This is a genomic window from Xenorhabdus bovienii SS-2004, from assembly GCF_000027225.1.
GTDB classification, from domain to species: domain Bacteria; phylum Pseudomonadota; class Gammaproteobacteria; order Enterobacterales; family Enterobacteriaceae; genus Xenorhabdus; species Xenorhabdus bovienii_C.
In genome coordinates, this window is sequence record NC_013892.1 from 3,687,432 (window position 1) to 3,700,333 (window position 12,902).

10 protein-coding genes are annotated in these 12,902 nt (G+C 45.6%); 6 read left to right on the top strand and 4 right to left on the bottom strand.

Annotated features, from left to right (window positions below):
• The first annotated feature begins 28 nt into the window (after nucleotides 1–28).
• The 5 genes from yhdP to XBJ1_RS16235 are packed head-to-tail and all read left to right on the top strand — an operon-like array spanning nucleotide 29 to nucleotide 6,969.
• Nucleotides 29–3,865: an AsmA2 domain-containing protein YhdP gene (yhdP, locus tag XBJ1_RS16215; protein WP_012990112.1), complete on the top strand. Its 3,837-nt coding sequence runs from the start codon at nucleotides 29–31 to the stop codon at nucleotides 3,863–3,865.
• Complete coding sequence (gene nit1 / locus XBJ1_RS16220; protein ID WP_012990113.1) at nucleotides 3,862–4,710, top strand: deaminated glutathione amidase; 849 nt, start codon at nucleotides 3,862–3,864, stop codon at nucleotides 4,708–4,710. Before yhdP ends, nit1 begins: the two co-directional genes overlap by 4 nt.
• Before the next feature lie 18 nt (nucleotides 4,711–4,728).
• Nucleotides 4,729–6,174 carry a metalloprotease TldD gene (tldD, locus tag XBJ1_RS16225; RefSeq protein ID WP_012990114.1) on the top strand — a complete coding sequence of 482 codons (1,446 nt, stop codon included), beginning with the start codon at nucleotides 4,729–4,731 and terminating at the stop codon, nucleotides 6,172–6,174.
• 44 nt (nucleotides 6,175–6,218) lie between these two features.
• Nucleotides 6,219–6,695: a ribonuclease domain-containing protein gene (locus XBJ1_RS16230; RefSeq protein ID WP_012990115.1), complete on the top strand. Its 477-nt coding sequence runs from the start codon at nucleotides 6,219–6,221 to the stop codon at nucleotides 6,693–6,695.
• Nucleotides 6,696–6,699: 4 nt separating this feature from the next.
• Nucleotides 6,700–6,969, top strand: coding sequence for a barstar family protein (locus XBJ1_RS16235; protein ID WP_012990116.1), 270 nt, complete (start codon nucleotides 6,700–6,702; stop codon nucleotides 6,967–6,969).
• A gap of 206 nt (nucleotides 6,970–7,175) precedes the next feature.
• Here XBJ1_RS16235 and XBJ1_RS16240 read toward each other — a convergent pair whose 3' ends face one another.
• Both XBJ1_RS16240 and yjgA read right to left on the bottom strand, forming a co-directional pair.
• A complete protein-coding gene (locus XBJ1_RS16240; RefSeq protein ID WP_041573280.1) occupies nucleotides 7,176–8,213 on the bottom strand; it encodes an IS630 family transposase in 1,038 nt (345 codons plus the stop codon).
• 376 nt (nucleotides 8,214–8,589) lie between these two features.
• Complete coding sequence (yjgA, locus tag XBJ1_RS16245) at nucleotides 8,590–9,129, bottom strand: ribosome biogenesis factor YjgA (RefSeq protein WP_012990117.1); 540 nt, start codon at nucleotides 9,127–9,129, stop codon at nucleotides 8,590–8,592.
• Between the two features lie 198 nt (nucleotides 9,130–9,327).
• On the opposite strand from yjgA, the gene pmbA reads away from it, so the two are divergent.
• Nucleotides 9,328–10,671, top strand: a complete 1,344-nt coding sequence (gene pmbA / locus XBJ1_RS16250; protein ID WP_012990118.1) for a metalloprotease PmbA — start codon at nucleotides 9,328–9,330, stop codon at nucleotides 10,669–10,671.
• Between the two features lie 51 nt (nucleotides 10,672–10,722).
• Here the strand turns inward: pmbA and rnk are convergent, their stop codons facing one another.
• Both rnk and alr read right to left on the bottom strand, forming a co-directional pair.
• Entirely contained in the window at nucleotides 10,723–11,133 is a 411-nt protein-coding gene (gene rnk, locus XBJ1_RS16255) for a nucleoside diphosphate kinase regulator (protein ID WP_012990119.1), read from the bottom strand.
• A gap of 205 nt (nucleotides 11,134–11,338) precedes the next feature.
• Nucleotides 11,339–12,571 (bottom strand): alanine racemase, encoded by a 1,233-nt coding sequence (gene alr / locus XBJ1_RS16260; protein WP_012990120.1) that lies wholly within the window; start codon nucleotides 12,569–12,571, stop codon nucleotides 11,339–11,341.
• Nucleotides 12,572–12,902: the final 331 nt, after the last annotated feature.

A 12,902-nucleotide genomic window follows, 5' to 3' on the forward strand; every position in this document is an offset into this window, starting at 1 on the left:
AATAACGCTGACAACCAAGGAGAAATGCGTGAGGCGACTGCCGGGGATATTATTAGCGACAGCCGCAATAGTCGTTATCATTGTGGCTTTGCTTGTCAGCGGGTTACGTTTTTTCCTGCCACATATCAATGATTATCGTCAGCAAGTGGCGGAAAAAATTGCTGCCGTGACGGATATACCTATCCATATAGGTTATATCAACGGCCATTGGGAGTCATTTGGCCCCAGTTTGGAAATCCGTGATATCAGCGCCAAAACAAAGGATGCGAGTTTTCAGGCTAAAAAGGTAACGCTTTCCCTGAATGTCTGGCGTTCGCTTTTACAATGGCGCTGGCATTTCCGTGACTTGTCTTTTTATCAACTGGAAGTCAATTATGTTAAGCCCCTGTCTAGCGGGAAAAATGAAAATCTACTTTCTGAGCCAGACAGCCTCTCTTCCTTTGTTCTTGAACAACTGAATCATTTTGATTTGTATGACAGCCGCTTGACCTTCCAGACGCCATCAGGTGAAAAAGCACAACTGATACTGCCACAACTGACATGGCTGAATAAAGACGATCGCCATCGAGCACAGGGAAGCGTCAATCTTTCTTCGATTAATGGTCAGGAAGGCGTTGTTCAGGTGAAATTTGACCTGAAAGATATTAATGGGGTTCTGGATAATGGGGTTATTTATTTACAGGCTGATGATATTGATATGCGGTTGTGGTTAAGCCGTTGGTTAAGAGATAACACAGGGCTGGAAAGCAGCCGTTTCAGTCTGGCGAGCTGGATTACCCTGAAAGGGGGAAGAATTGACAGCGGGCGTCTGCAACTGAAGCAGGGAGAAGCCAACTGGTATGTTGGTAGTGAAAAACACCAGCTTGCGGTCAATGACCTCATTCTGCAAATGTGCCGGCAGGGAGAAGGCTGGCTGTTTAATATCCCAAATCTGGCAAATCTGAAAACCAATGGTCAGCAGTGGCCAGTAGGACGTATTGCGGCACTGTATGTCATGCAGGCGGACAAATACCAAGGAAAAGATCACTGGCGTCTCCGTGCTGAAAATATTCAACTTGAACGTCTAAATGGAATATTGCCATTATTCTCTTCTGTAACCCCGAATGTTGTCAAAGGTTGGCAGCATCGGCAGCTGAAAGGAATACTCAACCACTTTGCCCTTGATATTACGCCTGAATTACCGGATAGCTCAATGGGAATTGCCATCAAATGGCAGGATGTTAGCTGGTTACGCTGGCAGGATCTGCCTTCTGTCAACCATTTCAGTGGAACGCTGAGTGGCAGTAAGCAGTGGGGAAATCTGAAATTTGAGCTGAAAAACAGTACCGTTGATTATCGTAGCTTGTTTCAGACACCATTCGACATTACGAGTAGTAAAGGTCATTTTACCTGGAGAAATGACCGTCATGGGTTGAAAGTGTGGGGGCGGGATCTGGATTTACAGGCCAAATCATTATGGTTCAATGGGGCTTTTAACTATTTGTTACCCAAGAATGAGCCGCCTGTGCTGGAAATGCTCGCTGGAATTCGTGTTGATGATGCGGGAGAGGCATGGCGTTATTTTCCCAGGTCACTGATGGGAGCATCATTGGCGGACTATTTGACCCACTCCCTGATTAAAGGAAAGATCGAGAATGCCACTCTGCTCTTTCAAGGCAATCCCCACGATTTCCCGTTTAAGCAGAACAATGGCCAATTTCAGGTTTGGGTTCCTTTGCGCCATGCAACCTTTCAATATCAACCTGACTGGCCTGCCTTGTTTGATTTTGATATCGATCTGAATTTCCAAAATAACGGATTGTGGATGCAGGTACCGAAAGCGAAGTTGGGAAAAGTCGATGCCACTCAACTGACCGCTGTGATCCCCGATTATGGAAAAAATAAGCTCTTGATTGATGGCAAATTATCGGGGAGTGGTAAAAATATCCACGATTATTTTAAACACAGCCCATTGGCGGAGTCTATCGGCAGTACGCTGGATGAGTTGCAACTCGATGGCAAAGTTGATGGTAAGCTCCATCTGGATATTCCCTTAGAGGATGGCAAAGTCAATGCGAGTGGAGAGGTCGTATTGCAAGATACCACACTGTTCATCAAGCCATTGGATAGCAAAATGGAACATGTGAGTGGGAAATTTCGCTTTGATAATGGCAAACTGCAAAGTGATACATTATCCGCTCAGTGGTTGGGACATCCTCTGTCCCTACGGTTTACCACGCAGGATTTACCGAAACATTATCAGGTGGATGTAGATCTGAATGCGCAGTGGGCTGCCGGGAAATTACCGGAAGTTCCCGCCGAAATTCGCCGTCAACTATCAGGAACGTTGGATTGGCAGGGGAAAGTGAACATCGCTATACCTGCACAAAACACATCTTCACACACTAAACAGCAACAAAATGGCGTGAAATACCGTGTTTCGATCAATGCAGATTTGTCACATATCAACAGTAAATTGGCTGCATTGGACACCGGGTTGCTACGGGAATGGCAGGGTATTGATGTTCTTGCTGAGGGGAACACGAACCAAATGCAGATTAAAGGTTCACTGGGAAAACAATATGCGTTCAATACCCAATGGCAATTGGGAAAAACGCATGCCCGACTGCAACGCGGTATTATAAATAGCGAGGGTAATGGCATCCCCATACTACCCGAGAAGCCGCTGCTGGCGTTAAATCTGCCTGAGATTGATGGCGAAAAGTGGTTGCCGCTGATAGCGCCATTGATGTCTGGCTCATCAGAAAATGATGGCCTGTTATGGCCGAAAATGTTCGAAATTTCCATGCCGTCACTGAAGATTGGCGGTCAGCGCTGGAATCAACTCGTCTTCAATATTGTTCAACAGGCCGATGGCATGAAGGTCAGCGCGACGGGAGAAAAGCTCAAAGGTAATCTGTTGATTTACCGTCATGAGCCGTGGCAAGCCTCAATCGATTACCTTTATTATGATCCGCAATTTCCTGAAGATTCATCGGCTGGCTCCAATACGTTAACGTCAGACACCTCAGAGGCCAAAAAATACGGCTTGCGCCATTGGCCGTCACTGAATGTTAAGTGTGCAGAGTGCTGGGTTGCCGGGCTGAAACTCGGCAAAGTATCCGGAACGGTGATGCCGGAAGGTGATTCACTGGTTTTGACAAATGGACGACTGGAGAACCGTGCAGGTAAATTGACATTGTCTGGGCGCTGGGGGGAAAACGATATTGGAAATTATACTCAGGTCAAAGGGCAATTATCGGGACAAAGATTCGATGAGATGGCGGCTTATCTGGGGTTTATTGTCCCAATAGTCGATGCGCCGTTTAAATTTGATTTCGATCTGGGTTGGCGGGGGACTCCGTGGAATCCTGAGATTAAAACGTTAAATGGTACACTGACGGGTGAGACGAAAAAAGGCGCTATAGCCAAATTGGGTGGTGGCCGGGCGGGGCAATTATTAAGACTGATCAGTTTTGATTCATTGCTGCGTAAATTACAATTGGATTTCAGTGACACATTCAGTAATGATTTCAACTTTGATTCCATTCGTGGTGACACAACGATAAAAAATGGCGTCATGTATACCGAAAACTTCCATATTGATGGGCTGGCGGCGGACATCGATGCAGAAGGTCAGACAGACTTGGTTCGTCGACAAATCAATATGGAGTTGGTGATTACACCGGAAATCTCGACAACGGTTGGTGTGGCGACGGCTTTTGCGGTTAATCCTGTGGCAGGTGCTGCTGTTTTTGCAGCGACAAAAGTGTTGGGACCTCTGTGGAGTAAAATATCGGTCATTCGCTACCGGCTCACGGGGAGCTTCGAACAACCTAAAATTGATGAAGTTTTACGTCAGCTTAAGGAGAATAAAGGGTCATGAAAAACGTCAATGTTGCACTTTTACAATTATGCAGTGGTGCGAACATCAAACATAATTTAGCGCAAGTTGAACAGCAGATTAAACAACTGCCGGATACGGTAAAATTGGTTCTGACCCCGGAAAATGCGTTACTGTTTGCAGACGCTGATACCTATCGCAAGTATGCAGAAGAACAGGGAAGTGGCCCATTACAGCAGGCTGTGAGTGAAATAGCACAGCGTTATGGTGTCTGGTTGCTGATTGGTTCAATGCCGATGATCAGCCGGGAAGATCCGACTCGCATCACGAGCAGCAGCCTGTTGTTTGATGATCAAGGGGAAATCCGTGCACGCTATGACAAAATCCACATGTTTGATGTCAATATCAACGATGAACATGGTGCCTACAGTGAATCCTCTGTTTATCAGCCCGGGGAGCACATTACCGTTGTCGATACGCCTGTTGGCCGTTTGGGGATGGCTATCTGCTATGATCTGCGCTTTCCTGGACTGTTTCAGGCACTGCGTGAACAGGGGGCGGAATTGATATCTGTTCCTGCTGCTTTCACCCGTCTGACAGGTAAGGCACACTGGGAACCTCTCCTGAGAGCACGGGCAATCGAGAACCAGTGCATCATTCTGGCACCCGCACAGGTTGGGGTGCATGGTACTCGCAGAACATGGGGGCATTCAATGGCGGTGAGTGGCTGGGGGGAAGTTATCAAGAAAAATCCTCTGACCGTCAGTGCATTACAGCTCAACATCCGGCGGGATAGTTTGACTCACATGCGTGAGCAGATCAAAGTCGCGAAACATAATCGATTCCGTCCACAACTGACTTCTTTGATAAAAAAGAATACAAATTAAGGTAAAAGAGTAATTACTATGAGTTTAACTTTTGTCAGTGACTATTTACTGGCTGCTAATAACCTGAATCACCAGGATTTATTTTCTGTATTGGGACAATTGGCAGAGCGCCGTCTGGATTACGCCGATCTCTACTTTCAATCTAGCTACCACGAAGCATGGATTTTGGAAGACCGCATTATTAAGGATGGCTCCTATAATATCGATCAAGGTGTAGGAGTTCGAGCGATCAGTGGAGAAAAAACCGGCTTTGCCTATGCGGATCAAATCACGCTGAATGCCTTGCAACAAAGTGCTCAGGCAGCACGCAGTATCGTACGGGAAGCGGGTAATGGTACCGTGCGTACATTGGGGGCGGTGACACATAAAGGGCTGTACCCAGCAATAGACCCCTTGCAGAGTATGAGCCGGGAAGAAAAAATTGCCTTGCTACACCGGGTTGATCAGATTGCGCGTGCTGAAGATCCCCGTGTACAGGAAGTGAATGCCAGCCTGACAGGGGTTTATGAACAAATGCTGGTCGCGGCGACTGATGGTACGTTGGCCGCAGATATTCGCCCATTAGTACGTCTCTCTGTCAGCGTACTGGTTGAAGAAGATGGCAAGCGTGAACATGGTTCCAGCGGAGGAGGGGCGCGTTATGGCTACGAATACTTCCTGCAAACGGCTGACGGAGAGGTTCTGGCAGAACAGTTTGCCCGTGAAGCGGTTCGTATGGCACTGGTCAACCTTTCTGCTGTTGCGGCTCCTGCGGGCACAATGCCCGTCGTACTGGGCGCTGGCTGGCCGGGTGTTTTACTGCATGAAGCAGTGGGTCACGGTTTGGAAGGCGATTTTAACCGTCGTGGTACTTCGGTCTTCTCCGGCCAGATCGGGGAGCAAGTTGCCTCTGAACTGTGTACCGTGGTCGATGATGGCACGATCGAAGGGCGTCGTGGTTCATTATCTGTTGATGATGAGGGCGTACCGGGGCAGTACAATGTACTGATTGAAAACGGCATTCTGAAAGGTTACATGCAGGACAAGCTTAATGCGCGCTTGATGGGTGTGGCTCCGACCGGTAACGGTCGCCGTGAATCCTATGCACACCTGCCGATGCCGCGAATGACCAACACTTATATGTTGGCGGGAAAATCTACACCGGAAGAAATTATCGCCAGTGTTGATAGTGGTCTGTATGCACCGAATTTCGGTGGTGGTCAGGTGGATATCACTTCCGGAAAATTTGTATTCTCAACATCGGAAGCTTATTTGATTGAAAACGGCAAAATTACCAAACCGGTGAAAGGTGCCACACTGATTGGTTCAGGCATTGAAGCTATGCAAAAAATATCGATGGTTGGTAATGATTTGGCTCTTGATAAGGGTGTCGGAGTGTGTGGTAAAGAAGGACAGAGTGTACCAGTGGGTGTCGGGCAGCCAACATTGAAACTGGATAATCTGACCGTGGGGGGAACCGCTTGATAATTTGTTGAGTGATATAATAATAAACTAAACGTGAGGTCATTATGAAAAAGAGCATACTAGCAGGTATCTTATTGATTTTGGCTTTTGTATCTATCACTTTTGCCCAAGGCTCTGAGTCGGTTGGCGCAGAAAAATCACAGCAAAATACAGAGGTATTGGAGAGCGTATCTTCTGAACCGATTGGCGTTCTGACTAAACCGAAACGTGTTGCGCAGTATCTCCGCGAACATAACAATAGCAGACTTCCCGATTATTACCTCACGAAGGCACAGGCACGTAATCTTGGTTGGGATGCCCGTAAAGGCAATTTATGCCAAGTCTCGCCGAATACGGCGATTGGCGGAGATCGGTTTTCCAATCGTGAAAATAAGCTACCGAAAAAACGTGATCGCCAGTGGTTTGAAGCGGATGTGAATTATAGCTGTGGGCACCGAGGCAGTGATAGATTGCTCTATTCTAATGATGGCCTGATCTATCTGACAGTGGATCATTACAACACGTTTAAAAAATTGGAGTGATGATATGAAAAAAGTGGAATTTGATTTTGACCGTATCCCTGACGTAGAAACCTTCTATTGCGAATTTAAGGAGAGTTTCGATATTGGTGATCATTTTGGTGCAAACTTGGACGCCCTGTGGGATGCGGTAACGGGGGGCATTGGGTTGCCGGTTGAGATTAGTTTTATCCACTTTTCGTCGCAAAAACGAGTGTATTTTGCGGCTTTAGTTTTACTGTTTGAAGAAGCCGAAGAAGAATTGGAAGGGGAATTGCAGTTTAACATCGTAGGGTGAATTTTCCTTTCTTGTTCGTGAATTTGGTTTTTCTGTTATATGATCGTGAGCACCTGAGGAATCCCTCAGGTGCTCTGTTCTACTTCTTATTGAGCAAAGAAAATCGTATAACCTGTTTTTATAGAGAAGACGAAAATATGTTATCAAGTGGAAAAATGTTTTTTAAATTATCATTAAAATGATAAAAACATCAGATGTATACGCAATTAACTTGAAGATGCGGGTTTTAAAATCTGGAAGTTATCAGTCAACCGAGTGGTGAGTTCTTTCGCTTTTTCTGGCAATGTGACATGAAAAAAGTGGCGCAGCGTTTCACGGAATGTTTTGGTATCCGGAAAATAGACATTGTTTCGTACCTGCTCATTCACATACTTCCATAATCGCTCAATCGGGTTGAGATTAGGGCTGTAAGGCGGCAGGTAGTGCAACTCAATATTCAAAACCTCGGCAAAAAATTGGACGACTCCGGAACGGTGATAACCCGCACCATCCAGAATAATGTGGATTTTTTGCGAAAGTGGATAGGTTTCCCGGATTGAGCCGAAAAAAAGGACGACATTTTTCGCGTTAATCGTCGGATATTCACGAACAATAGTCTCTTCAATCCGTTGTAAATTAAGGGCACCCATGATGTTGAGTCGAGTACGACTGCCTGTGGTTTCAACCACTTTGACGTGCTTCCGCCCGCTCTTCATCCAGCCATAACTTAATTTTGTGGACAGGGTCGGGTGAACCGCATCAATAAATAAAATAGGCGCATTCTGGCCACATTCTTCTTTCAGCGCGTTGTAGGTTTCAATAAACTGTTGCTGTTTATCCGCATCAAATTTATGCGGAGCACCCATTGGCTTCTTGTAGCTGAAACCTTGACGGTGAAGCCATTTCGTCATTCCTGCGACAGTGAAAGTCACCTGCCATCGTGCCCGAACATAGGCCACAATTTGTGCGGTAGTGTGCATCAAATTTGCCATCAGATACTCAACTAATTCTGTTGTTTGTTCGGCAGACAAACGGCTTTCAGAGCCCCCATTTTCAGGGGCGAGTTTTTCCTCAGAGAAGTAATCTTTCAGATGGCGGCTCACCGTACTTTCATGGATCCGCAAAGCCTGAGCAATCATCTGGGCAGTCCAGCCTTCTGAGGCCAAAAGCACGGCCTTGATGCGGTCACGTACTCGTCCATCGCGAGTCGTATCATGCATCAATTCGAGGGCGTCTTTTTGGGCATCTGTTAGATTAATTTTCATGGGCGCAATCATGATCTGATACAAATGAAAAATCAAGCATCTTCAATGACGACGGGTATATTTATATTTTTGATATTAAATAGTTTTTACCCATCTATCTTTTTATATTTATATTTATATTTATATTTATATTTATATTTATAAATAAACATTATTCAATATGTTTATTATTTTATTATTTTATTATTTTATTATTTTATTATTTTATTATTTTATTATTTTATTATTTTATTAGATTTTTAACATAAATAAATTGAATGCAACTAACCATGAATATAGATGCTTGGTTTTGTGACTTCATAGAGGTGATGAAGATGAAATGGCGGAGAGGAAAGAAAATACCGCCAGTTCTTAAAGAAATGGCGGTGGGAACACGTTAAGCTGATTCAGACAGATCTTTCAGATACTGGAAAATCTGACGGTAGGATTTTGGTGGCTTATTAGCCGCCTTCTCTTTTTTGGCGTTGCGAACCATCGTCCGCAGTTGCTGGCGATCCAGATGTGGATATAATGCAACCACTTCTGCCAGAGCGCCATCTGAATCTTCGAGCAGTTTGTCACGTAATTCTTCCAGCTTGTGGAACAGCACTACCTGCTGGTTGTGACGGTTATTCAGTTTATCCAGTGCAATAGTAATCGGTTCCGGATCGCGGGAACGCAACATTTTGCCAATTAACTGCAACTGGCGGCGACGGCCTTCACGCTTGATTCTCTGTGCCAACTCAATGGCTGCCAGCAGGTCGTCATCCAGCGGAATGCGTTCCAGTGCGTTTTTACTCAGTTCAACCAGCTCCATTCCCAGCTTTTTCAGTGCTTCAGAATCTCGCTTAATTTCACTTTTACTGACCCAGATTATCTCATCGTCTTCCTCTTCAGCAGGATAATTGTCAAGCCAATCTTCAGGCTGCTTTACCATAATTTTTTTCCTTCCAAAAAGGCCGGATAAGGTGCATTTTGGAACATGACCAATCGTCCGGTGGGTGTTAACATCCTAATATTGTGTATTGTAACTGGGAAAATTGCCTGATTACCACTCGGCATTGACGTTGTGGACGAATGTGAGGCGCTTTTTCTGATAAATTATCTCTTTAGTTCATTGGATTACGGTTAATTAATGATAGTCACTAATCAATATATCGCAGAACAGCGCAAGCAATTGGAAGATGCGGTCTCCCACGCTCTCGAATTAGCGAAGACCGGTTCTGATGCTGCGGAAGTCGCGGTCAATAAAACGACGGGGATTAGCGTCAGCACCCGTTTCAGTGAAGTCGAAAATGTTGAGTTTAACAGCGATGGTGCGCTGGGGATCACTGTTTATCATCAGCAGCGCAAAGGCAGCGCTTCTTCAACCGATCTCAGCCCAGAGGCAATAGCCCGCACCGTGCAGGCCGCGATTGATATCGCCCGCTATACATCACCTGATCCTTATGCAGGCCCGGCGGATAAAGATCTACTGGCATTCGCAGCGCCGGATTTGGATCTCTTCCACCCGGCTGATTTGGATACGGATATCGCCATTGAGTTGGCTGCCCGTGCTGAACAAGCCTCATTGCAGGCAGATCAACGTATCACCAATACCGAAGGCGGCAGTTTTAGCAGCCATTATGGTATCCGGATATTTGGCAATAGTCACGGTATGCTGCAAAGCTACTGCTCAAGCCGCCATTCTCTGTCTAGCTGTGTGATTGCTGAACAAGATGGCAATATGGAACGTGATTATGCTTATACCGTCAGCCGCCGTTTTGATGAATTGCAATCACCGGAATGGGTTGGGCAGGAGTGTGCTCGCCGTACTCTTTCTCGTCTGGGCGCACGTAAGTTACCGACCATGAAAGCACCTGTCATTTTCTCTGCGGAAGTGGCCACAGGACTGTTCGGTCACCTGGTCGGGGCGATCAGCGGCAGCAGCATTTATCGCAAATCTTCTTTCCTGCTGGATAGCTTGGGCAAGCAGATTTTACCTTCGTGGCTGACGATTGAAGAGCAGCCGCATTTGCTCAGAGGTCTGGCTTCAACACCTTTTGACAGTGAAGGGGTACGTACTGCACCGCGTGATATTATCAAAGAGGGTGTGTTGCAGACGTGGCTGCTGACTTCCTATTCAGCCCGTAAACTGGGCATGGTGAATACGGGGCATGCAGGTGGTATTCATAACTGGCGCATTGCGGGTCAAGGACAGGATTTTGCAGCTTTGTTGCGTGAAATGGGAACGGGGCTGATTGTTACTGAACTGATGGGGCAAGGTGTCAGTGCGGTTACCGGCGATTATTCTCGTGGTGCATCCGGTTTCTGGGTTGAAAATGGCGAGATCCAGTATCCAGTCAGTGAAATCACCATTGCAGGCAATTTGAAAGATATGTGGGCGAATATGGTGACCGTCGGTGATGATATCGAAACACGCAGTAATATTCAGTGTGGTTCGGTATTGCTGCCGGAAATGAGTATCGCCGGTCAATAGGGATACTCAATCAACAACAGCCAGTTTGGATTTTACTGGACTGGCTGTGAGCTAGCGATGATATTCACCTGCGGCTTCGGGCTGATAAATAATTTCTAATACTTTGATCCGGGTTTTTTCACTGTTTGGTAGTTGCCAGGTTATCTCATCATTCACCCGCAGGCCCAAAAGAGCAGCCCCTAAAGGTGCCATGACAGACAGGTGCTTGGTACTATCCTGTAGAGACGCTGGATACACAAGAGTGCGTACACGCTCTTCATTGCTGCCCAAATCAATAAAACGAATTTCACTGTTCATTGTGACAACATCCGGCGGAATTTCGACCGGAGGCACAATTTCAGCTCGATCCAACTCCGAATTCAGCGCCTCTGCAATGTGGGTATTGGCAAAGGCGGGTTGTTCCAACAGCAAATCTAAACGTTCCGCATCGAGTTCGTTAATAATAATTTTTGGTTTTTTCATACCACGCTCCAAATTAGGCTCAATACAAAATAACACCCCGCATCACAAGGAGGGGGGTGTTATTTTCAAAGTAATAAAATTGATATTAGGCTGTTCTGACGTGAAAATAAAGAGATCATGATCACGAACTGTTTTGTGCTGTTAATGGAACAGGGCTAATCCACACAAAATGGAAGAACAGCCCGATATCATTTTGAGCCGTGGATTATGCGCCTGTAATGGTGATCCTTGGGTTGGTTTCTCCCCAGATGGAAGAGAATTCAACAATATGCATTCCGCCCCATTTTTGAATGTCAGATTGGGTAATTTCTTCTTTGCCTTGTTTACCGAAAATGACCACTTCATCACCGCTCTTCACATCAGGCAAATCAGTTACATCGACCATGACGGTATTCATGGAAACGAGGCCGACAACAGGTGCGCGGTGACCGTTGATCAGAACAAACGCTTTGTTGGACAGACTGGAACTGAAACCGTCAGAGAAACCTATCGGCAGGTTAGCCAGTTTGGAATCACGTTTCAGGATGTAGGTGTTGTCGTAGCTGACACCATTACCTTTAGGATAGGGTTTAACAGAAGCAACGCGGGTTTTTACCTGAATCAGCGGCTTGAATTCTGGATATTCAGGGTTCAGGATGCCGTACAGTGCACTGCCGACACGCACCATGTCGAATTGTGCTTCAGGTACGCGAATTGACGCATAAGAGCTCGAAGCGTGCAGAATGATCTCGTTTCTTTTCAGATTGGCGGTTTTGATCAACCAAGCCGTTTGTTCTTTGAAATCGTTCACGCCTTCGCGGATCGCATCCAGATCTTTGAGGGCATAATGGCTCATCATGCCGACCAGCTTCAGGTTAGGCAATTGAGCAATTTTCAGCGCTTCTTGTTTACCCTGCTCAGTTTTCATTTCCAGCCCGTTACGGCTCATGCGACCCGTGTTCAGAACTAAATGGACACGGATTGCTTTGCCGTGTTTTTTGGCAAGAGCATCAATAGTTTTAGCATGTTCTAGATCGCCGACCATTTCTTCCATGTCATAGCCCAGCGTACTCTCAATTTCAGTCACAGCCGCTGCACGGATGCGCATCAATTGCCCTTTGAAGCCGCTTTCACGCACGATGCGAGCTTCTTCATTGCTGGTAATTCCTACACAAGGCATGCCTGTCTTGATGACAGATGGCATCAGTAAATCGATACCATGACCGTAGGCATCACCTTTCAGAACTACACACACTTTGGTGTCTTTCGTCAGTTTACTTTGCAGTGTGTGGATATTATTTTCGAAAGTCGTCGTGTTGATTTCAACCCAAGCGTTGTTGGTAGCCGCAACGTGTTCTGCCTGAGTATTGTCTAAAGAAAGCGTAGGGGCGGCTTGAGCAGTGCCTTGGCACAGGGTCACGCCAAGAAGAAATGCCAGTGTAGTTTTATTAAAACGCATGAAGTAATCTCCGGTTTAATATTTGAACTGAAAAAATGATCCGTGTGTAAATACCCCGTAATGATAAATTTTTTATTAATTAATTTCATATAGTTAAATTTTATTTGGGGAACTTTGATTGTAATAGGAATACTATTTGTAAATAGGCAATACTATAAGCTAAATTTATACTTTAAAATATTAATGATCTTCTATGGATGATGACAGACAGAAGGAATAATGAGAGGAATATGGCGTGATTATGGGTTAATTTTCACCCTTGATATCCATTGTTGAATACTGATAATTATTTATTAGACAGTGGTATTATTTGAACGATATATAGTCGTAA

Coding starts and splice junctions, on each gene's coding strand:
- nit1 (WP_012990113.1), top strand. CDS start 3,862: ATGAAAAACGTCAATGTTGCACTTTTACAATTATGCAGTGGTGCGAAC.
- tldD (WP_012990114.1), top strand. CDS start 4,729: ATGAGTTTAACTTTTGTCAGTGACTATTTACTGGCTGCTAATAACCTG.
- XBJ1_RS16230 (WP_012990115.1), top strand. CDS start 6,219: ATGAAAAAGAGCATACTAGCAGGTATCTTATTGATTTTGGCTTTTGTA.
- XBJ1_RS16235 (WP_012990116.1), top strand. CDS start 6,700: ATGAAAAAAGTGGAATTTGATTTTGACCGTATCCCTGACGTAGAAACC.
- XBJ1_RS16240 (WP_041573280.1), bottom strand. CDS start 8,213: ATGAAAATTAATCTAACAGATGCCCAAAAAGACGCCCTCGAATTGATG.
- yjgA (WP_012990117.1), bottom strand. CDS start 9,129: ATGGTAAAGCAGCCTGAAGATTGGCTTGACAATTATCCTGCTGAAGAG.
- pmbA (WP_012990118.1), top strand. CDS start 9,328: ATGATAGTCACTAATCAATATATCGCAGAACAGCGCAAGCAATTGGAA.
- rnk (WP_012990119.1), bottom strand. CDS start 11,133: ATGAAAAAACCAAAAATTATTATTAACGAACTCGATGCGGAACGTTTA.
- alr (WP_012990120.1), bottom strand. CDS start 12,571: ATGCGTTTTAATAAAACTACACTGGCATTTCTTCTTGGCGTGACCCTG.